This is a genomic window from Nocardioides dongkuii, from assembly GCF_014127485.1.
GTDB lineage: Bacteria > Actinomycetota > Actinomycetes > Propionibacteriales > Nocardioidaceae > Nocardioides > Nocardioides dongkuii.
This window is the reverse complement of the sequence record NZ_CP059903.1, coordinates 732,940-752,624: the sequence shown is the minus strand read 5'-3', so window position 1 is coordinate 752,624 and position 19,685 is coordinate 732,940. Positions and strand designations below refer to the sequence as shown.

At 71.1% G+C, this 19,685-nt stretch carries 21 protein-coding genes and 1 tRNA gene; 3 read left to right on the top strand and 19 right to left on the bottom strand.

All coding sequences use genetic code 11. The features are described from left to right. Nucleotides 1–64 precede the first annotated feature (64 nt). From H4O22_RS03545 to H4O22_RS03455, 19 genes are all read right to left on the bottom strand, one after another. Nucleotides 65–865, bottom strand: coding sequence for a J domain-containing protein (locus H4O22_RS03545; protein WP_182525695.1), 801 nt, complete (start codon nt 863–865; stop codon nt 65–67). Next, complete coding sequence (locus tag H4O22_RS03540) at nt 862–1,521, bottom strand: hypothetical protein (RefSeq protein WP_182525694.1); 660 nt, start codon at nt 1,519–1,521, stop codon at nt 862–864. Before H4O22_RS03540 ends, H4O22_RS03545 begins: the two co-directional genes overlap by 4 nt. Beyond that, nucleotides 1,482–2,765: an MCE family protein gene (locus H4O22_RS03535; protein ID WP_182525693.1), complete on the bottom strand. Its 1,284-nt coding sequence runs from the start codon at nt 2,763–2,765 to the stop codon at nt 1,482–1,484. Before H4O22_RS03535 ends, H4O22_RS03540 begins: the two co-directional genes overlap by 40 nt. Continuing rightward, the gene (locus H4O22_RS03530) at nt 2,762–4,198 is read right to left on the bottom strand and encodes an MCE family protein (RefSeq protein ID WP_182525692.1); all 1,437 of its coding nucleotides are present in this window, start codon (nt 4,196–4,198) and stop codon (nt 2,762–2,764) included. The genes H4O22_RS03535 and H4O22_RS03530 overlap by 4 nt, the downstream gene beginning before the upstream one ends. After that, nucleotides 4,195–5,379, bottom strand: a complete 1,185-nt coding sequence (locus H4O22_RS03525) for an MCE family protein (RefSeq protein ID WP_227466360.1) — start codon at nt 5,377–5,379, stop codon at nt 4,195–4,197. Before H4O22_RS03525 ends, H4O22_RS03530 begins: the two co-directional genes overlap by 4 nt. Nucleotide 5,380: 1 nt before the next feature. Beyond that, a complete protein-coding gene (locus tag H4O22_RS03520) occupies nt 5,381–6,349 on the bottom strand; it encodes an MCE family protein (protein WP_182525691.1) in 969 nt (322 codons plus the stop codon). Next, nucleotides 6,346–7,395 carry an MCE family protein gene (locus tag H4O22_RS03515; RefSeq protein ID WP_182525690.1) on the bottom strand — a complete coding sequence of 350 codons (1,050 nt, stop codon included), beginning with the start codon at nt 7,393–7,395 and terminating at the stop codon, nt 6,346–6,348. The genes H4O22_RS03520 and H4O22_RS03515 overlap by 4 nt, the downstream gene beginning before the upstream one ends. After that, nucleotides 7,392–8,675, bottom strand: a complete 1,284-nt coding sequence (locus H4O22_RS03510; RefSeq protein WP_182525689.1) for an MCE family protein — start codon at nt 8,673–8,675, stop codon at nt 7,392–7,394. Before H4O22_RS03510 ends, H4O22_RS03515 begins: the two co-directional genes overlap by 4 nt. Before the next feature lie 7 nt (nt 8,676–8,682). After that, nucleotides 8,683–9,510, bottom strand: a complete 828-nt coding sequence (locus H4O22_RS03505) for an MlaE family ABC transporter permease (RefSeq protein ID WP_182525688.1) — start codon at nt 9,508–9,510, stop codon at nt 8,683–8,685. 4 nt (nt 9,511–9,514) lie between these two features. Then, the gene (locus H4O22_RS03500) at nt 9,515–10,300 is read right to left on the bottom strand and encodes an MlaE family ABC transporter permease (RefSeq protein WP_182525687.1); all 786 of its coding nucleotides are present in this window, start codon (nt 10,298–10,300) and stop codon (nt 9,515–9,517) included. A 7-nt stretch (nt 10,301–10,307) separates the two neighbouring features. Then, on the bottom strand, nt 10,308–11,261 hold the full coding sequence (locus tag H4O22_RS03495; protein ID WP_182525686.1) for an ABC transporter ATP-binding protein: 954 nt from the start codon (nt 11,259–11,261) through the stop codon (nt 10,308–10,310). 336 nt (nt 11,262–11,597) lie between these two features. Then, nucleotides 11,598–11,990 (bottom strand): 50S ribosomal protein L7/L12, encoded by a 393-nt coding sequence (gene rplL, locus H4O22_RS03490; protein WP_182525685.1) that lies wholly within the window; start codon nt 11,988–11,990, stop codon nt 11,598–11,600. A gap of 81 nt (nt 11,991–12,071) precedes the next feature. Next, complete coding sequence (gene rplJ / locus H4O22_RS03485) at nt 12,072–12,752, bottom strand: 50S ribosomal protein L10 (RefSeq protein WP_182525684.1); 681 nt, start codon at nt 12,750–12,752, stop codon at nt 12,072–12,074. 235 nt (nt 12,753–12,987) lie between these two features. Beyond that, a complete protein-coding gene (locus H4O22_RS03480; RefSeq protein WP_182525683.1) occupies nt 12,988–13,938 on the bottom strand; it encodes a D-2-hydroxyacid dehydrogenase family protein in 951 nt (316 codons plus the stop codon). Nucleotides 13,939–14,008: 70 nt separating this feature from the next. Next, nucleotides 14,009–14,728, bottom strand: a complete 720-nt coding sequence (gene rplA, locus H4O22_RS03475; RefSeq protein WP_182525682.1) for a 50S ribosomal protein L1 — start codon at nt 14,726–14,728, stop codon at nt 14,009–14,011. A 92-nt stretch (nt 14,729–14,820) separates the two neighbouring features. Continuing rightward, nucleotides 14,821–15,249 carry a 50S ribosomal protein L11 gene (gene rplK / locus H4O22_RS03470; RefSeq protein ID WP_182525681.1) on the bottom strand — a complete coding sequence of 143 codons (429 nt, stop codon included), beginning with the start codon at nt 15,247–15,249 and terminating at the stop codon, nt 14,821–14,823. A 220-nt stretch (nt 15,250–15,469) separates the two neighbouring features. Next, nucleotides 15,470–16,366: a transcription termination/antitermination protein NusG gene (gene nusG / locus H4O22_RS03465; RefSeq protein WP_227466362.1), complete on the bottom strand. Its 897-nt coding sequence runs from the start codon at nt 16,364–16,366 to the stop codon at nt 15,470–15,472. An 84-nt stretch (nt 16,367–16,450) separates the two neighbouring features. Then, nucleotides 16,451–16,720, bottom strand: a complete 270-nt coding sequence (gene secE / locus H4O22_RS03460; RefSeq protein ID WP_220451277.1) for a preprotein translocase subunit SecE — start codon at nt 16,718–16,720, stop codon at nt 16,451–16,453. Between the two features lie 51 nt (nt 16,721–16,771). Continuing rightward, a tRNA-Trp gene (locus H4O22_RS03455) sits at nt 16,772–16,844 on the bottom strand. 112 nt (nt 16,845–16,956) lie between these two features. Between H4O22_RS03455 and H4O22_RS03450 the strand changes: the two genes are divergently transcribed. The 3 genes from H4O22_RS03450 to H4O22_RS03440 are packed head-to-tail and all read left to right on the top strand — an operon-like array spanning nt 16,957 to nt 19,670. Next, nucleotides 16,957–18,195, top strand: a complete 1,239-nt coding sequence (locus H4O22_RS03450) for a pyridoxal phosphate-dependent aminotransferase (RefSeq protein ID WP_182525680.1) — start codon at nt 16,957–16,959, stop codon at nt 18,193–18,195. After that, nucleotides 18,196–19,230 carry an adenosine deaminase gene (locus H4O22_RS03445; RefSeq protein WP_182525679.1) on the top strand — a complete coding sequence of 345 codons (1,035 nt, stop codon included), beginning with the start codon at nt 18,196–18,198 and terminating at the stop codon, nt 19,228–19,230. Continuing rightward, a complete protein-coding gene (locus tag H4O22_RS03440) occupies nt 19,227–19,670 on the top strand; it encodes a DUF4190 domain-containing protein (protein ID WP_182525678.1) in 444 nt (147 codons plus the stop codon). The genes H4O22_RS03445 and H4O22_RS03440 overlap by 4 nt, the downstream gene beginning before the upstream one ends. The last annotated feature ends 15 nt before the right edge of the window (nt 19,671–19,685 follow it).

The following is a 19,685-nucleotide window of genomic DNA, read 5'->3' as shown; positions in this document are numbered from 1 at the left end:
GGGACCGCGTGTCGCGGCACCCGCCCGACCCCGGACAGCCCCGGTCAGCCCCGGTCACCCCCGGTCAGCCCCGGGTGGTGCGCAGCTCGTCGACCAGCCAGCGGTCCCCGACCCGCTCCATGGTCACCGTGACCTGGTTGCGGTAGGTCACCGGCTCCGTGGTCTGGGCGTTCGTGGTCACCTGGTCGACGAAGAGCAGCACCTGCACGCGGTCGTGGCCGCCGCGGGTGATCGCGGAGGCGCGCACCGCCGCCTCCACGACGGCCTTGGTCGACGGCGCGTTCTCCTCGATCTGGGTGAACAGCGGCTCGTAGTCGTCGTCGCGGAAGTCGTCGGTGAGGTAGCGGACCGCCGCGGCCTTGTCCTCCTCGAGGGTGCGGTGGTCGTAGGAGAGCACCGGGACGATCGCCCGCTCGGCCGTCGCCTGCGCGGTGCGGGTGGCGTCGAGCACCTCCTCGTCGGCGGGCTCGTTCACCGCGAACCAGGTCGCCGCGCCGGCGATCGCGAGCGCCAGCACCGCGAGCACGACCGGCAGCCAGAGCGGCACCCGGCGACCGCCGGAGACCGGCTGGTCGCCCGCCCGGTCCGCGGCCGGCTCCCCCGTCTCGGCGGACGCGCCGGGCTCGACCGGCTCGAGGGGCTGGACGGGCTCGACCGGCTCGGCCGCCGCGTCCTGCTCGGCGAGGTCCGCGTCGTGCGCGGCCCGGCGGTCCGGGTCGAGCAGCACCGCCGCCGCCTCGTTGAGGACGGCGAAGCGCCGGTCGGTGGGGTCGAGGTCGGCGACGCGGGCGCGCCAGGCGGCGCGGATCTCGTCGCCGGAGGCGTCGCGGTCGACGTCGAGCAGGTCGTACCAGCTGGGGGTCACGGGGTCGCCTCTCCCGACGGCTCGGTGGCGGGCGGGACGGACGGCTCGGTGGACGGCGAGGTGCCGCCCGGGAGCGCGCCCTCGTCCTCCTCCTGCACGGCCGACCCGAAGTCGTCGACGAGCCACTCGCCGTCGACCTTGAGCATCCGCAGCCGCAGGTAGACCGGGAACGGCGCGCCGGCCTCACCGGCGACGGTGTTGGTGAACGCGCCGGCGACCAGCGCCGTGGCGGAGTCCTCGTCGAGGTCGGAGACGCCGGTGCCGAAGACCTCGGCGCTGCGCTCGGCCTCCTGCTGGGCGACCAGCTGCTCGGCGACGACGACCTGGGCCTCGAACTCGGTGACCGCCTTGGGCGTGAGCACCTCCGCGACCCGGTCGCGGAACTCCGGCATCTGCTCGCCCTCGAGGAGGTCCGGGCCGAAGGTGCCGATGCGCAGCACGAACTGCTCGGCCTGCGCCATCGCCCGGTCGCGCTCGCGCTGGACGTCGTCGGCCTCGCCGCGGCGGTCCCAGAGCACGACGCCGAGCACGACCGCGGACGCCACGAGGGCGAGGGCAAGGACGACGGTCAGGACCAGGCGGGCGCGGCCGGAGCCGGGCCGGTGGCCCGGCACGCTCAGCGCGACGCCGTCGTCATGGGCTGGAGGAACAGCCACTTCCAGGACTCCTTCCCGAAGCTCCGGGGGGCGAGGCTACCGGTGGTCCGGTCCCCCGCGTCCTCGGCGCCCCAGGCGAAGGAGCCGGTCGTGCGGTCGTAGCTGCCGATGACGCTGTCGGGATCGACGTCCGCGGCGGGCCGGGGCGCCGTGTGGGAGCCGCGGGAGTTGGTGATCGCGGGCGACTCCGTGCAGCGGGCGTCCTCGTTCATCGGCCGGTTGCCGCGGTCGTCCGGCGTGCGGCGGTCGGTGCCGTCGTACCCCTCCAGGCACAGCGGCGCCTCGGTCAGCACGAGCCCGAAGTGGGCGTCGTAGAGCCCCTCGCTGTTCTTGTCGACGACGGTGTAGCCGCCCTCCACGACGTACGGGTAGAGCACGAGCATCTGGCGCAGGGCCGGGATCCGGCGCACGACGGTCTGCCCGGTCGTGATCACGTTGTCGAGCAGGCCCGCCAGCGGGACCTCGTTCTCCTCCAGGAAGGTGCGGACCTCGGTCACCGACGCGCCGCCGGTGTCGATGAGCCGGCGCAGGTCGCGGTCGCTGGTCGCGAGGGTGCCGGTGAACAGCGAGAGGTCGCGGGCGAAGGTCCGCAGCGCCCCGGCCGAGTCGATCTGGCCCTCGAGGACGACGTTGCTGTCCTCGAGGAGCGCGGTGGTGACGTCGAAGTTGTCGTTGGCGGTCTCGATGAACGAGCTGCCGGTGTCGATGATCTGCTGCAGCGTCTCCCCGGTGCCCTCGAAGGCGGTGCCGAGCTCGAGGATCGTGGTGCGCAGCGCGGCCTCCTCGACGGAGTTGACCGTGTTGGAGAGGTCGGTCAGCAGCTTCGTGGTCGAGATCGGGACCGCGGTGTCCTCGACGGCGATCTCGGAGTCGTCCTCGAGGTAGGGGCCGTCCTCGGTGCGGGGCTGCAGCTCGACGTACTGCTCGCCGACCGCCGACCGGTTGCCCACGAGCGCCGCGGTGTCGGCGGGGATCGGGTCGCTGCTCTTCTCGATGCGCAGGTGGACGTCGACGCCCTCCTCGGTGAGGACCAGCTCCTCGACGTCGCCGATGCCGACGCCGCGGTAGGTCACCTCCGCGCCGGCGAAGATGCCGCCGGACTCCTCGAAGTGCGCGACCACCGTGTAGGTGTCGTCGACGAAGAGCCGGTCGAGCTGGGCGTAGCGGGCGCCGACGTAGCTGACGCCGAGCAGCGTGATGATCGCGAAGACCAGCAGCTGGAGCTTCGTGCGGCGGGTGATCATCGCGTCACCATCCCGGGGACGAGCAGGCGGACGAGGTCGGGGTCGTACGCCGCGAGGCCCTCCGGCGTGCCCGGGGAGGAGCCCGCGGCGTCCGGGGTGGCGCCGTCGGCGGTGAACGGCGTGCGCAGCAGGCCGCCGATGATCGGGAGGTCACCGATCCCCGGCAGGTCCGGGAGCGGGAGCAGGCCCCCGCCGCCACCGCCGCCACCGCGACGCCCGCAGACGATCGGGATCGGGAGCTTGTCGCAGACCGCGCCGATCACCGCGGCGGGGATGCCGAGGCAGGCGTCGACGGTCTGCTTCTGGAGGCACTCGTTGATCGCGGCGAGCGCCTTCTCGCAGAGGTTCTGGAGGCCGAGGATGTCCTCGAGCGGGAGCTCGGCAGGGATCTCCTCGAGCCGCACGCACTCGTTGGGCAGGCCGGGCGGGTTGGTCAGCAGCTTGTCGAGCTGCAGGTCGAGCTGGATCGCGAGGTTGGTGTAGTCGCCCATGTGCAGGTTGCGGGCCACCTGGGGGTCGCGCCCGACGACCTCGTCGACGAAGGGGTAGGTGAAGAAGGTCTGGAACGCGTGGGCGAAGTCGTCGCCGGCGTTCGCCAGCTGGGTCAGCACCGGGTCGAGGGAGTCCAGGGCCGCGATGGTGTCGTCCTTGGTGGCGCGGATGACCCGGACGCCGATGTCACCGAGCCGGTTGAGCGACTGGAGCATCTTCACCAGGTCGGCGCGCTGGGAGTCGATGGACCGGATCGCGCTGGGGAGCTCGTCGAGCGCGGCGTCGATGGTGCCCTGCTCGTCCTGGATCCCGCGGGCCAGCGCGTCGATGGACTCGATGGCGCGCACGATCTCGCCCTTGCGGTCCGCGAGCTGGCCGGTGAAGCTCTCGATCTCGCTGAGCACGTTGCGCACCGACCCCTCGCGCCCCTCGAGGGCGTCGGCGAGCTCGATGTTGATGGTGCGCAGCTGGGCGATGCCGCCACCGTTGAGCACCAGGCTGAGCGCGGCGAAGACCTCCTCGACCTCCGGGTTGCGGCCGGTGCGCTCGAGCGGGATCACCGCGCCGTCGGCCAGCAGCTCGGCGCTGCCCCCGCCCTCGGGGGCGGCCAGCTCCACGAACTTCTCGCCGAGCAGGCTGGTCTGCCGGATCCTCGCCTCCGCGTCGGCGGGCAGCTCGGTGTCCTCGCGGACCTCGAGCACCACCTCCGCGGTGTAGTCGTCGACGCGGATCTCCCGCACCATGCCGACGCTCACGTCGTTGACCTTGACCGTCGACTGGGGCACCAGGTCAAGGACGTCGTTGAACTGCACCGTGACCTCGATGGCGTCCTCCCCCACGTCGGTGCCGCCGGGGAGCGGGAGGTCGTAGATGCTGAACTCGCACGCGCTGAGCGTCAGCGCACCGACGACCGTGAGCAGGACAGCCTGGAGACGGTTCACGACGGGTCCTCCACGAGGCCGAGGAGGGAGAGGTCGAACCGGTCCGGCGACCCGGTGGAGGCGGGGCCGACGGCCGCGGGGCGGGACCGGGAGCCGGCCCGCGCGTCACCGAACTTCGGCAGCAGGTCGCGCAGCTGCTTGCACAGCTGGCCCGCGCCCTGGATCTGCTCGAGCTGCGTGCAGACGTAGAGCAGGGGGTCGACCTGCAGCTGCTCGATCAGGTAGCCGAGGTTCGCCCGGACGTCGAGCGTGCCGGCCTGCGGGTTGTAGGTCAGGCCGAGGTTGTTGAGCGCGAGCGGCGCGATCTGGAGGATCTCGTCGACCGCCTCGCGCTGCTTCACGAGGACCTGGGTGACCCGCTGCAGGCCCTTGATGTCGCGGCCCAGGACCGCGCGGTTGTCGGAGACGAACCTCTTCACCTCGCCGAGCGCCGTCCCGAGGTTGTCGAGCGACGTGGCGAGCTCCTCCCGTTCGTCGGAGAGCAGCGTCGAGACCCGCGCCAGCGACTGGTTGAACTCGCGGACCGTCGTGTCGTTCTCGGCGAGCGTCTCGACGAACTGGCCGAGCTGGCGGGTCGCCCCGAACAGCTCCTCCTTGTTGTCCTCGAGGGTCGTCGAGAGGGCCGAGAAGTCCCGGATCGTCTGGTTGACCGCCTCGCCCTGACCGCTGAACTGCTCGGCGGTCTGGGTGAGCAGGTCGGAGAGCGCACCCTCCTTGTTGGCGCCCTCCGGGCCCAGCGCGACGCTCAGCTCGTCGAGGTTGGCGTAGATCTGGTCGAGCTCGACCGGCATCGCGCTGTCCTCGGCGTCGATCTCGGCGTCGTCGGCGAGCACCTTGCCGTCCTCGTACGCCGGGGAGAGCTGGATGTAGCGGTCGCCCACGATGCTCGGCGCCACGATCAGCGCCTGCGCGTCGGCCGGGACGTCGACCTCGGCGTCGTAGGCCATCTCGACGACGACCTCGGTGCCCGAGGGGGTCACTGACACGACCTCGCCGACGGGGACGCCGAGCACCCGCACGTCGCTGCCCTCGAAGACCGAGATGGCCCGGGGGAAGTGCGCCGTGACGGTCTTGCGGTCGTCGGCGCCGAGCACGGAGATCGCGGCGGCCGCGACGAGCGCGAGCACCACCAGCGGCACGAGGATCCGCGGCAGGCGGTCGGACAGCGTCGGGGTGGACATCTCAGCCTCCCAGCTGCGGGAGCGAGGACGGGAAGTTCTGGATGAAGGTGTCGAACCACGGCCCGGTCGAGAGCGTGTTGGCGAACACCCGGTAGAACGGGGCCATCAGCCGCAGGGCGGAGTCGAGGTTGTCCTCGTTCTTCAGCAGCAGGTTCACGACGCCCTCGAGCTCCTCGAGCGCCGGCGTGAGGTCGGCGCGGCTCTCGCGGACCAGCGCGGTCAGCTCGGTCGACATCTGCGTGGTGGTCACCAGCAACTGGTGCACGACGTCGCGGCGGTTCACCAGCGCCCGGAAGAGCACGTCGGCGTCGGCCATCAGGTCGACGAGGTCCTGGCCGCGCTCGTCGAGCACGGCGGTGACCTTGGTCAGGCTCTGCAGCAGCGACCCGATCTCGTCGTCCTTGGCGGCCAGGTTGCGGGAGAGCCGCGAGAGCCCGTCCAGCGCCGCGCGGAACTCCTCGGGCGTGTCGCGCCCCAGGTCGGCCACCGTGGTGAACGCCTCGGCCAGCTGGTCGGAGTCGATCTCCCCCGCGGTGTCGGCGAGCCCCTCGAACGCCTCGACCACGTCGTACGGCGCGACCGTGCGGTCGGCGGGGATCTCGGCGCCCTCCTTCAGCTCGCCGGGACCGGCGGGCTCGAGCGCGAGGAACATGTCGCCGAGCAGCGTCTTGACCTTGATCGCGGCGCCGGTCTCCTGGCCGAGGTCGGCGGGCTCCTCGAGCCGGAAGCCGACCTTGACCTCGCCCTCGTCGAGCTCGATGGACTCCACGATGCCGACCCGGACGCCGGCGATGCGGACCTCGTCGTCGGGCTCGAGGCCGCCGGCCTCGGTGAACGCCGCGTAGTAGGTGTCGCCCCCGCCGATGAGCGGCAGGTCCTGGGCGCGGAACGCGGCGACCAGCATGGCGGCCAGCACGACGATGCCGACCAGCCCGATGGTCACGGGGTTGCGGTCGCGGAAGGGCTTCATCCGAGGTCACACCTCTCGGGCGCCTTGAGGCCGTCCGGCGGGAACTGCAGCCCGACCAGCTCCTGCCCGGCCAGGGAGACGTCGGCCTTGAAGTCGCAGAGGAAGAAGTTGAAGTAGGAGCCGTAGATCGCGGTGCGGCCGATCTTCTCCAGCTTGATCGGGAGGACCTGCATCGCGCGGTCCAGCTCGGCGCGGTTCTGCGGCTCGTTGAGGTTGCCGGCGAACCGCCGCAGCTCGCGGATGTCCTTCACGAACGGCTCGCGGATGCCGTCCACCAGGCCGGCGGTCTCCGTCGAGAGCACGGAGATCTGCTCCAGCGACCCCAGGATCGCCCGGCGGTCGTCCTTGAGGCCGCCGACCAGGTCGCGGAAGTTCACGATCAGCGCGGAGAGCTCGTCGTCGCGCCGGCCGATCCGGGTCAGCACGTCGTCGAGGTTCGTGATCAGGCTGCTGATCACCTCGTCGCGGTCGGCGAGCGTCGTCGTGATCGAGGCGGTGTTGGCGAGCAGGCTCTCGACCGTGCCGCCCTCGCCCTGGAAGACCTGGACGATCTCGTAGGAGAGCCGGTTGACGTCCTCGGGCGTGAGCGCCTCGAAGAGCGGCTTGAAGCCGTTGAACAGCACGGTGAGGTCGAGCGCCGGGGCGGTGCGCTCGACCGGGATCGTGGCGCCCTCCTTCAGCTCCCGGGCGTCGCCGATGCCGTCGGTCAGCGACACGTAGCGCTGGCCGACGAGGTTGCGGTAGCGCACGGTCGCCTCGGTCGCGCCGGTGACGCTGGTGCCCTCGGCCACGCTGAAGGTGAGCACCGCGCGGTCGTCGCGCAGCTCGATGTCCTCGACGGTGCCGACCTTCACGCCGGCGACCCGGACGTCGTCGCCCTCGACCACGCCGGTCACGTCGGTGAAGACCGCGCGGTAGGAGCGGGCCTCACCGAAGGTGACGTTGCCGATGAGGATCACCAGGAGCGAGGTGGCCATCGTCGTCAACAGGATGAAGACGAGCAGCCGGCTGGCGTCGGCGCTGGTCTTCTTGTCCAGGAGCTTCATCGCAGCGACACCTCCGAGCCACGGACCATGGGCCCGAGCAGGACGGCGCCGAGGTCGGGCACCTGCGCCTCGGTGCGGCCCAGCACGGGCGCGAGCAGGGTGTTGATCAGGTCGGCCTCGGCCGCGCTGCCGACGTACTGCCCGGGGTCGACGACCCGGCGCTCCAGGTCGGGAGCGACGCGGATCGTGCCCTTGCCGGTCTCCTCGTCGACGCCGTCGTCGAAGGACGGCTGCTGGTAGCGGTTCTCCTGGTTGAACGGCGGGTCGGGCAGCGTGCCGCAGTGCGGGTCGCGGCTCTCGCCGAAGCGCGGCTGGTCGGCCTCGGTGTAGCGCCGGGGCTGGTTGGGGATCAGCTCGAGGTTGATGTGCAGGGTGTAGTTGCGGAACGCCTCGGCCTGCCGCTTGCCTGCGCCGACGATGCCCCCGGCCAGGCAGGGGAACTCCGGGGAGTACCGGGCGAGCAGCTCGAGGGTGGGCACGCTGACCTCGCCGACCTGCACGAGCGCCTGCTCGTTGCGGGCGAGGAAGCCGCGGGTGTAGTCGGAGAACGCCGAGACGTCGGTGAACAGGGCCCGCAGCTTGTCCTCGCGGCCCTCGAGGGTGCCGGTGGTGACGATCTGGTCCCGGAGGATCTGCGCCACCTCGGGCAGGATGTCGCGGTAGACGTCGGAGGTGCGCGCGGCCAGCGTCAGGTCGTCGACGAGCAGCGGGAGCTGCGGGTTGATCCGCTTCAGGTAGCCGTCGAGCGTCACGAGGGTCTCGCCCAGCTGCTCCCCGCGGCCCTCGAGAGCGGTCGAGACCGCGTTGAGGGTGTTGTTGAGCTGGACCGGCTGGACGGTCTGCAGCAGCGGGTAGAGGTCGGCGAGGACCTTCTCGACCTCGATCGAGACCTCCGTCTGGGTGATCCGGTCCCCCGCCTCGATGGGGTCGCCGCTGGGCTGGTCGGGCACCTGCAGCGCGACGAACTTCTCGCCGAAGAGCGTCTTGGGCAGGATCCGCGCCGTGACGTCGGCCGGGATGATGTCGCGCTGGTCCGGGAACAGCCCGAGGGTCAGCTCGGCGTTGCCGTCGTCATCGATCGCGCGGGAGTCGATGACCTCCCCGACGATGACGCCGCGGATCTTGACGTCGGCGCGGTCGGGCAGCTGCAGGCCGATCTTCGAGGTCTGCAGGGTGACCTCGTCGTACTCGGTGAACTTCTTCGTGAACACGGCGTAGGTCAGGTAGACCGACAGCACGACGAACGCGACGAACACGGCGCCCAGGACGCGGAACCTCATCGGGCCCTCACCCCGCCAACCGCACGGTCGTGTTCGCACCCCAGATGGCCATCGAGAGCAGCAGGTCGATCACGTTGATCGCCACGATGCTGGTCCGCACCGCCCGGCCGACCGCGACGCCCACGCCCGCTGGGCCGCCGGAGGCGGTGTAGCCGTGGTAGCAGTGGATCAGGATCACGACGACCGCGAAGACCAGCACCTTGCCGAAGGACCACAAGACGTCCTCGGGCGGCAGGAAGCGGTTGAAGTAGTAGTCGTAGGTGCCGGCGCTCTGCCCGTAGAACTGCGTGACGATCAGCCGGCTGGCGAAGTACGACGACAGCAGGCCGACGACGTACAGCGGGATGATCGCGATCAGGCCGCCCACGACGCGGGTGGCGACCAGGAAGGGCATCGAGGGGATCGCCATCACCTCGAGGGCGTCGACCTCCTCGGAGATGCGCATCGCGCCGAGCTGGGCGGTGAACCCGCAGCCGACCGTGGCGGCGAGCGCGATCCCGGCGACCAGCGGCGCGATCTCCCGGGTGTTGAAGTACGCCGAGACGAAGCCCGCGAACGGCGCCGTGCCGATCTGGTCGAGCGCGGCGTACCCGGACAGCCCGACCTGGGCCCCGGTGAAGAAGGTCATGCCGATGATCACGCCGACGGTCCCGCCGATGACCGCGAGCGCCCCCGAGCCGAGGGTGACCTCGGCCAGGATCCGCATGATCTCGCGCGGGTAGCGCCGGACCGAGCGCGGGACGGCGCGCAGGACGCCGAAGTAGAAGGAGAGCTGGGCGCCGAGGGTCGAGAGCGACTCCATCGGGCGGGTGTAGACAGCGCGCAGGTTGGCCATGTCCTCAACCCGTCTTCGGCGGGACGATCTGGAGGTAGACCGTGCTCAGGACGAAGTTGACGACGAACAGCAGCAGGAACGTGATGACGACCGACTCGTTGACGGCGTCGCCGACGCCCTTGGGCCCGCCGCCGGCGCTCATGCCCTTGTAGCAGGCGACGATCGCGGCGATGAAGCCGAACACCAGCGCCTTGACCAGGCCGATCCACAGGTCGGAGAGCTGCGCGAGCGCGGTGAAGCTGGCCAGGTAGGCGCCGGGCGTGCCCTCCTGGAGGACCACGTTGAAGACGTAGCCGCCGGCCACGCCGACGACGGTGACCAGCCCGTTGAGGAAGAACGCGACCAGCATGCAGGCGAGCACGCGCGGGACGACGAGGCGCTGGATCGGGTCGATGCCCAGCACCATCATCGCGTCGAGCTCCTCGCGGATCTTCCGCGCGCCGAGGTCCGCGGCGATGGCGGAGCCGCCGGCGCCGGCGATCAGCAGCGCCGTGGCGATCGGGCCGGCCTGCTGGACGACCGCCAGCACCGAGGCGGACCCGGTGAAGGACTGCGCGCCGAACTGCTTGATCAGGCCGCCGACCTGGAGCGCGATCACCGCGCCGAAGGGGATGGCGACCAGCGCGGTCGGGATGATCGTGACCGACGCGAGGAACCACGCCTGCTGCAGGAACTCGCGCAGCTGGAACGGGCGCTGGAACAGCGCCCGCGCGACATCGAGGCCGAAGGCGAAGAGCCCGCCCGCTGTCGCGGCGGGCTTCAGCACCCGGCTGCTGGTGAGAGATGCCAAGGTCGTCTCAGCTGCCCGTCGTCAGGGCCATGTCGCCCTCGAACGAGCCCGGGGGCGGGGTCACGCCGTGCTCGCGGCACCAGGCGCCCGGGTCACGCTGGGAGCGACGCGGGATGCCGTTGGAGGGCTCGATCTGCAGCGGGATCGGCGGCAGCGGGGGCAGCTCCTGGCCCTCCTCGGCGGCGAGCTCGTCGGCGTCCTTCTCCTCGGACATGCCGATCGGGCCGACCCGCTGGGCGTTGAGGAACTGGCGCACGACCGGCTCCTCGGAGGACAGCAGCATCTCGCGGGGGCCGAACATCGCGAGGTGCCGGTGGTAGAGCAGGCCGATGTTGTCCGGCACCGTGCGGGCGGTGTTGATGTCGTGGGTGACGATGAGGAACGTGGCGTCGATCTGGGCGTTCAGGTCGACGATGAGCTGGTTGAGGAACGCCGTGCGGACCGGGTCCAGGCCGGAGTCGGGCTCGTCGAAGAGCACGATCTCGGGGTCGAGCACCAGCGCGCGGGCCAGGCCGGCGCGCTTGCGCATGCCGCCGGAGATCTCGCCGGGAAGCTTGTCCTCGGCGCCGATCAGGCCGACCAGGTCCATCTTCTCCATGACGATGTCGCGGACCTCGGACTCGGACTTCTTGGTGTGCTCGCGCAGCGGGAACGCGACGTTGTCGTAGAGGTTCATCGAGCCGAACATCGCGCCGTCCTGGAACAGCACGCCGAAGAGCTTGCGGATCTCGTAGAGCTCCTTCTCCGAGCAGCTCGCGATGTCGGTGCCCTCGATGATGATCGAGCCCTTGTCGGGCTTGAGCAGCCCGATCAGGGTCTTGAGGAACACCGACTTGCCCGTGCCCGAGGGGCCGAGCATCACGCAGATCTCGCCCGCGGGCACGGTGAGGGTCACGTCGCCCCAGATGAGCTGCTTGCCGAACGACTTGCTCAGGTCGTCGACCTTGATCTCCACGCCCATGCTGGTGACACCCTTCTCCGACCGAGGCCCGCTCCGGTCCCTGCTCCCCACACGCGTCCGGTGAACGCACGTGCCACTGACCAGTAACAACGGAGTTACGGCGAGGAGGTTACGCGCTCCATGTGCCCGGCGTCACTCACCCCTCACCCACCGAGATGACGCCCGCGCACCCAGCCCGACCTGCGGAAACTCCACCCGTTGCCAGCCAGGGTTTGTCGTGCCCATCACGTCGCGCGCCCAAACCGGCACGAGGGCCCGGAGACGCACCAAGGGCGGCCACCCCTGCGGGTGGCCGCCCTTGGCAGCAGTCGGCTGGTCAGCCGGTGACAGGCATCGTCACTTGAGGGTGACCGAGGCGCCGGCGCCCTCGAGCTGCTCCTTGGCCTTGTCGGCCGTGGCCTTGTCGACCTTCTCGAGGATCGCCTTGGGGGCGGACTCGACCAGGTCCTTGGCCTCCTTGAGGCCGAGGGACGTGAGCGCGCGCACCTCCTTGATGACGTTGATCTTCTTGTCACCAGCGGCCTCGAGGACGACGTCGAACTCGTCCTGGACAGCGGCCTCCTCGGCACCGCCGCCGGCGCCGCCGGCAGCAGGGGCCGCGGCAACGGCGACGGGGGCGGCGGCGGTGACGCCGAAGGTCTCCTCGAACTGCTTCACGAACTCGGAGAGCTCGATCAGGGTCATCTCCTTGAAGGCGTCAAGGAGCTCGTCGGTGCTGAGCTTCGCCATGGTGGCGTTCCTTCCATTCGGTGGTCCGGGGCGCCGCGTGCGGCGCCGGACCGGGTTTCAGGTGGTGTGGTCAGCCTGGTGTCAGGCGTCGGTGGACTCGGCCTCGTCGGCAGCGGCCTCGGGGGCCTCCGCGTCGGGAGCGTCGGTGGACGGCTCCTCGGCGGGGGTCTCCTCGGCAGCGGCCTCGGGGGCCGGGGCCTCCTCGGCGGCGGCCGGCGTACCGGCACCACCTGCGAGGATCGTGGGGTCCTCCTCGGCCTTCGCCTGCAGGGCGCCGGCGAGCCGGGCAGCCTGTGCGAGCGGGGCGTTGAGGAGGTAGACGGCCTGGCTGAGCGAGGCGAGCATGGCGCCCGCGAGCTTGCCCAGGAGCACCTCGCGCGACTCGAGATCGGCCAGCTTGGCGATCTCGGCAGCGTCGAGGATGTTGCCGTCCAGGACTCCACCCTTGATGACCAGGGTGGGGTTGGCCTTGGCAAAGTCACGCAGACCCTTGGCCGCCTCGACGACGTCGCCCTGGATGAAGGCGATCGCGGTCGGGCCGGTCAGCAGGTCGTCGAAGCCGGAGATGCCCACCTGGTTGGCGGCGATCTTGGCCAGCGTGTTCTTGACCACGGCGTAGTTGGCGTTCTCACCCAGGGAGCGGCGAAGGTTCTGCAGCTCCTTGACGGTGAGACCGCGGTACTCGGTCAGCACGGCACCAGCGGAATCGTTGAAGGACTCAACGATCTCCGCGACGGCGGCGTTCCTGTCTGCCCGCGCCATGGGTCTCCTTCCGGACTGGGACCACCGGCACGGAGCCCGGGAACGACGAACGCCCTGAGCGCAGGCTCAGGGCGTGGACACGATCTCTCGTGCAGTGCTCTGTCCCCTGCGCAGGCCGTCCGCTTCTCACGGAACCTTCGGTCCGGCTGCATGCACAGCCCGACCACCGGCGGTCTCTGGTTTCAAGGGAACTGTACGGCGGTGCCGTGACCGTGACCAAATCAACGCGACCGGGTCAGCGCAGCTCGCGCACCGGGGACCCGGCGAGCCAGGCGGCGACGTCCTCGACGGCAGCGGTGAAGAAGCGGCGGTAGTTGGCCTCGGTCACGTAGCCCAGGTGCGGGGTGGCCAGCACCCGCGGATGGTCGCGCAGCGGGTCGCCCGGCGGCAGCGGCTCGGTCTCGAACACGTCCAGCCCGGCGCCGGCCAGCCGGCCCTCGTCGAGGGCGCGGAGCAGCGCGGCGGAGTCGACGAGGCCGGCGCGCGAGGTGTTCACCAGGTACGCCGAGGGCCGCAGCAGGCCGAGCTCGCGCTCCCCCACGATCCCGCGGGTCGTCTCCCCCAGCACCAGGTGCAGGGAGAGCACGTCGGCGCGCGCGAACAGCTCGTCCCTCCCCACCCGGCGCACACCGGCCTCCGCGGCGCGCGCGTCGGTCAGGTGCGGGCTCCACGCGACCACGTCCATCTCGAAGGCGGCGCCGACCCGGGCGACCCGGGACCCGATCGCGCCCAGCCCGAGCAGGGCGAGGGTCCGGCCGGCGAGGTCGCCACCGACGGTCGTCTGCCAGACGCCGGCCGCGAGGGCCCGCGACTCGGGCACCACGTGGCGCAGCAGTCCCAGCACCAGCGCCCAGGTGAGCTCGGCGGGGGGCGACTTCGACGACTCGGTGCCGCAGACCGGGATGCCCCGCTCCCGGCACGCCTCCAGGTCGATCGCAGCGTTGCGCATGCCCGTGGTCACGACCAGTCGCAGGTCGGGCAGCCGGTCGAGGAGCTCGCGACCCAGCGGGGTCCGCTCCCGCATCAGCACCGCGACCTCGGCGCCCGCCAGCGCCGCCGCGGTCGCGTCGGGATCGAGGTGCTCGCGCACGACCTCGACGTCGACCGGCAGCGCCGACCAGTCGGCGTACGTCGTCGCGACGCCCTGGTAGTCGTCGAGGATCACGCAGCGGGGGTTCGCGACCATGGCCCGAACGTACGACGCCCCGGTCACCGCGAGGGTGACCGGGGCGTCGAGGAGCTCGACCGACCAGGCGTCAGGCCTGGCCCTCGTCGTCGCTCGCGACGTTCTTGGTGCGGTTGGGGTCCACCTGGACGCCCGGGCCCATCGTCGTGGAGACGGTGACCTTGCGGAGGTAGCGGCCCTTGGAGCTGGCCGGCTTGAGCCGGAGCACCTCCTCGAGCGCCGCGGCGTAGTTCTCCGCGAGCTGCGACTCGGCGAAGGAGGCCTTGCCGATGATGAAGTGCAGGTTGGCGTGCCGGTCGACGCGGAACTCGATCTTGCCGCCCTTGATCTCCGTGACGGCCTTCGCGACGTCCGGGGTGACGGTGCCGGTCTTGGGGTTCGGCATCAGGCCACGGGGGCCCAGCACGCGGCCCAGCCGGCCGACCTTGCCCATCATGTCGGGGGTCGCGACGACGGCGTCGAAGTCGAGCCAGCCGCCCGCGACCTTCTCGATGAGCTCGTCGCCACCGACGACGTCGGCGCCGGCCTCACGGGCGGCCTCGGCCTTGTCGCCGTTCGCGAACACGAGGACGCGAGCGGTCTTGCCGGTGCCGTGCGGGAGGTTGACGGTGCCGCGGACCATCTGGTCGGCCTTGCGCGGGTCGACGCCGAGGCGCATCACGACGTCGACGGTCTCGTCAAACTTCTTCTTGCTGGCGGTCTTGGCGATCTTGATCGCGGAGAGCGGCGAGTAGAGCTCGTCCTTGTCGAACGTGTCCGCCGCTGCGCGGTAGGTCTTGCTGCGCTGCATGTCTGGTTCTCTTCTCTTCAGTGCCAGTCGTGGTCAGGTGAGCCAGCGCGGCTCTGCCACATGTGCGTGGTCGGGGCCGGAGCCCCCGTGCGTCAGTCGGTGGTGACGCCCATGGAGCGGGCGGTGCCCTCGACGATCTTCATCGCGGCATCGATGTCGTTGGCGTTGAGGTCGGGCAGCTTGGTCTGCGCGATCTCGCGGATCTGGTCCTTGGTGAGCTTCGCGACCTTCTCCTTGTGCGGGACACCCGAGCCCTTCTGGACACCGGCGGCCTTCTTGATCAGCTCCGCGGCCGGCGGGGTCTTCGTGATGAAGGTGAAGGACCGGTCCTCGTAGATGGTGATCTCGACGGGGATCACGTTGCCGCGCATGGGCTCGGTCTGGGCGTTGTACGCCTTGCAGAACTCCATGATGTTCACGCCGTGCGGACCGAGGGCGGTACCGACCGGCGGGGCGGGCGTCGCGGCGCCGGCCTGCAGCTGCACCTTGACCAGTGCGGCGATCTTCTTCTTGGGAGGCATGTTGCTTCTCTTCCTGTTCCGTGGTCATGACGAGGGCGTACGACGCCCTCTGCCACCTGAGTTGCTGAACAACCGATCTAGTGTGCGGGATTCCCGCGGGTCCTGGCCAATCGGCCCTGAGGGTCTCGGTACGCGCGTCACGGCTTCGTTCCTCAGCCGTGGCGCTACTCGACCTCCTCGGCCTACGCCCCGGAGCAAGCTCCGGGGGCGGGCCTCGGACTCAGACTCGCTGAATCTGGCTGAACGAGAGCTCGACCGGGGTCTCGCGGCCGAAGATCTCGACGAGGGCCTTGACCCGCTGCGACTCGGCGTTGATCTCGGTGATCGTGGCGTGCAGCGTGGCGAACGGGCCGTCGACCACCATGACCGAGTCGGAGACGTCGAAGTCGGCGACCTCGACCGGGCGCTTGGCGGTGGTGGCGCTGCCGGTGGACGACGCGGTGCCGGCGGCGGCGGCCTCGGCCTCGGCCTGGGCGACCACGGCGGGCGCGAGCATGCTCTCGACCTCGCTCATGCTCAGCGGCACCGGCTGGTGGCTGTGGCCGACGAAGCCGGTGACCGACGGCGTGTGCCGCACGGCCGACCAGGACTCGTCGGTGAGGTCCATGCGGACCAGGACGTAGCCGGGGAGCACGGTGCGCTTGACCATCTTGCGCTGGCCGTTCTTGATCTCGGCGACCTCCTCGGTGGGGACCACGATCTCGTGGATGTAGTCCTCCATGTTCAAGGAGATGATCCGGTTCTCGAGGTTCGACTTCACCCGGTTCTCCATGCCGGAGTAGGTGTGCACGACGAACCAGTCGCCCGGCTTGGCCCACAGCTCGCGGCGGAACGCCTCGAGCGGGTCCTCGTCCTCGGGCTCCTCGGCGTCGACCTCGGTGACCGGGTCCTCGTCACCCTCCGCGGCGCTGAGGTCGCGACTGGTCGCGCCCTCGGCGTCCGTGTCGTCGAGACCCATGGCCTCGTCGGTGTCCTCGTCGGTGACCTCGGTGTCGAGGGCGGGGTCCAGCTGGACCTCCTGGCCCTCGTCGGGCTCGCCGTACTGGTCCTCGAGGTCACCCTCGGGCTTCGCGTCGACCTCGAACGGGTCCTGCTGCTCCGACACCTGCTGCTCCATCGCTTCGCTGTGCTCGTCTCGCGCTCGGCTGGTCGCCGGGCGGGTGGACCGCGGCCGGGCCGGTCGCCCGGCCGGGCCGTGCGGTCACTGCTGGTCGGGCCCCGTGAAGACGGCGAACGCCAGCCTGCCGAAGGCCAGGTCGAGGGTGGCGATCAGCGCCATCATCACGACCACGAACACCATGACCACGAGGAAGTACGTGATCAGCTGCTCCTGCGTCGGGTAGACGACCTTCCGCAGCTCGGCGACCACCTGCCGGTAGAACGTGGTGGGGCTGGTGCGCTTGTCGGCCCCGTCGTCGCCGCGGGGACCGCGGGCCGCCTTGCCCGACGTGCTGTCCGACGTGTCCGACACCGACGCCACCTCTCCTCGTTCATCCGACCGGCCCGGTGACCGGTTGTCCTGCAGGGCACGAGGGACTTGAACCCCCAACCTTCGGTTTTGGAGACCGATGCTCTGCCAGTTGAGCTAGTGCCCTCCGGTGGTCTCCGGGCATGCGGAAGCATGCGGGGAATCCACCATCGGTGGAGTCTACGGGGTCCGGGGAGGCGGCGTCCAAACCGGTCGCCCACCGCCCCTACGATGGACCCATGACCTCGAGCGCCCCCGCACCCGACTCCGCAGTCGGCGGTCCGCGTGACCGCCGCGTCTCGCAGCGCATCGGCGCGATCGCCGAGTCCGCGACGCTGAAGGTGGACGCCAAGGCCAAGGCGCTCAAGGCCGAGGGCCGTCCGGTGATCGGCTTCGGCGCGGGCGAGCCGGACTTCCCCACCCCCGACTACATCGTCGACGCCGCCGTCGACGCGTGCCGCGACCCGCGCAACCACCGCTACACCCCGGCCGGCGGCCTGCCCGAGCTCAAGGCGGCGATCGTCGCCAAGACCGAGCGCGACAGCGGCCTGGTCGTCGAGCCCTCCCAGGTGCTGGTGACCAACGGCGGCAAGCAGGCGATCTACGAGGCGTTCGCCGCGATGATCGACCCGGGCGACGAGGTGATCGTGCCGGCGCCGTACTGGACGACGTACCCCGAGGCGATCGCGCTCGCCGGCGGCACGCCCGTCGAGGTGCTCGCCGACGAGACCCAGGACTACAAGGTCACCGTCGAGCAGCTCGAGGCGGCCCGCACCGAGCGCACCAAGGTGCTGCTGTTCGTCTCCCCCTCGAACCCGACCGGCGCGGTCTACACCGCCGACGAGATCCGGGCGATCGGCGCCTGGGTCGAGGAGCACCAGCTGTGGGTGCTCACCGACGAGATCTACGAGCACCTCGTCTACGACGGCGTCGACACCGGCTCGATGCCGGTGCTGTGCCCCGAGCTCCAGGACAACTGCGTCGTGGTCAACGGCGTCGCCAAGACCTACGCGATGACCGGCTGGCGGGTCGGCTGGCTGATCGGCCCGAAGGACCTGGTCAAGGCCGCGACCAACCTGCAGTCCCACGCCACCTCCAACGTCGCCAACGTCTCCCAGCGAGCCGCGATCGCCGCGCTCGAGGGCGACCTCACCGCCGTCGAGGAGATGAAGACCGCCTTCGACCGCCGCCGCCACACGATCGTCCGGATGCTCCAGGAGATCGACGGCGTCGTGTGCCCGATGCCGGGCGGCGCGTTCTACGCCTACCCCTCGGTCAAGGGCCTGCTCGGCCGGGAGCACGGCGGGCGGACGATCACCACGTCGGCCGAGCTCGCCGAGTACATCCTCGAGGAGGCGGAGGTCGCGGTGGTCCCCGGCGAGGCGTTCGGCTCGCCCGGCTACCTGCGGCTCTCCTACGCCCTCGGCGACGACGACCTCGTGGAGGGGATCTCCCGCCTCCAGAAGCTCTTCGCGTAGTTGAGAGACCTGCACGCGCTCCCCAAGGCGCACCTCCACCTGCACTTCACGGGGTCGATGCGGCACACCACCCTGCTGGAGCTGGCGGAGCGCGACGGCATCAGCCTGCCCGACCAGCTGGTCGAGGACTGGCCGCCGCAGCTCTCGGCCGCGGACGAGAAGGGCTGGTTCCGCTTCCAGCGGCTCTACGACGTCGCGCGCTCGGTGCTGCGCACCGAGGACGACGTACGCCGGCTGGTCCGGGAGGCCGCCGAGGACGACGTCCGCGACGGCGGCCGGTGGCTGGAGATCCAGGTCGACCCCAGCGGGTACGGCGCCCGGTTCGGCGGCATCACGGCCTTCACCGACCTGGTCCTCGACGCCGTGCGCGACGCCTCGCAGGCCACGGGGCTCGGCATGGCCGTGGTGGTCGCGGCGAACCGCACCCGGCACCCCCTCGACGCCCGCACCCTGGCCCGGCTGGCCGCGCAGTACGCCGGGCGCGGCGTGGTCGGCTTCGGGCTCTCCAACGACGAGCGCCGCGGCACCACCGCCGAGTTCGCGCCGGCGTTCGCGATCGCCGAGCGGGCCGGGCTGGCGCTGGTCCCCCACGGCGGCGAGCTGCGCGGCCCCGAGCACGTCGTGGCCTGCCTCGACGCGCTGCACCCCGACCGGCTCGGCCACGGCGTGCGGTCCGCGGAGGACCCCTCCCTGCTCGACCGGATCGTGGCGGCCGGGGTCGCGCTCGAGGTCTGCCCGGTCTCCAACGTCGCACTGGGGGTCTACTCCGACCTGACCTCGGTCCCGGTGCCGACCCTGCTCGAGGCCGGGGCCACCATCGCGCTCGGCGCCGACGACCCGCTGCTGTTCGGGTCGCGGCTGGCCGGCCAGTACGCCACGATGCGGGCAGCGCACGAGCTGTCCGACCAGACCCTGGCCGAGCTGGCGAGGATGTCCGTCCGGGCGTCGCGGGCGCCCGAGGACGTGCGCACCCGCGTGCTCGCCGAGATCGACCGGTGGCTCGCCACCGACCCCACTGCGACGGAGGCCCCGTGACCGACCAGCCCAGCCAGCCCGACCAGCCCGGCCAGCAGCCCGGCCAGCAGCCCGGCCAGCCTGCCTGGAACCAGTACGGCCAGCAGCAGTACGGCGGCCCGCCGCCGTACGGGCAGCCGTACGGCCAGCCGGGCTACCCGGCGTACGGCCAGGTGCCGATGCACCCGCAGGCCACCACCGCACTGGTCCTGGGGATCGTCGGCCTGGGCGGCACCTTCGTGTGCGGCCTGCCGATCCTGCTCGGCCCGTTCGCGTGGTTCGTGGGTGCGCGGGCGAAGCGCGAGATCGACGCCGAGCCGCAGCGGTGGCGGGGCGCCGGCGAGGCGAACATCGGCATGGTCCTCGGCATCGTCAGCACGGTGCTCCTGCTGCTGGCCGTGCTGGCGGTGGTGCTGTTCATCGTGATCGCGGTCGCCGCGGGCAACGAGACCAACTACTAGGCGACCTCCCGCCCG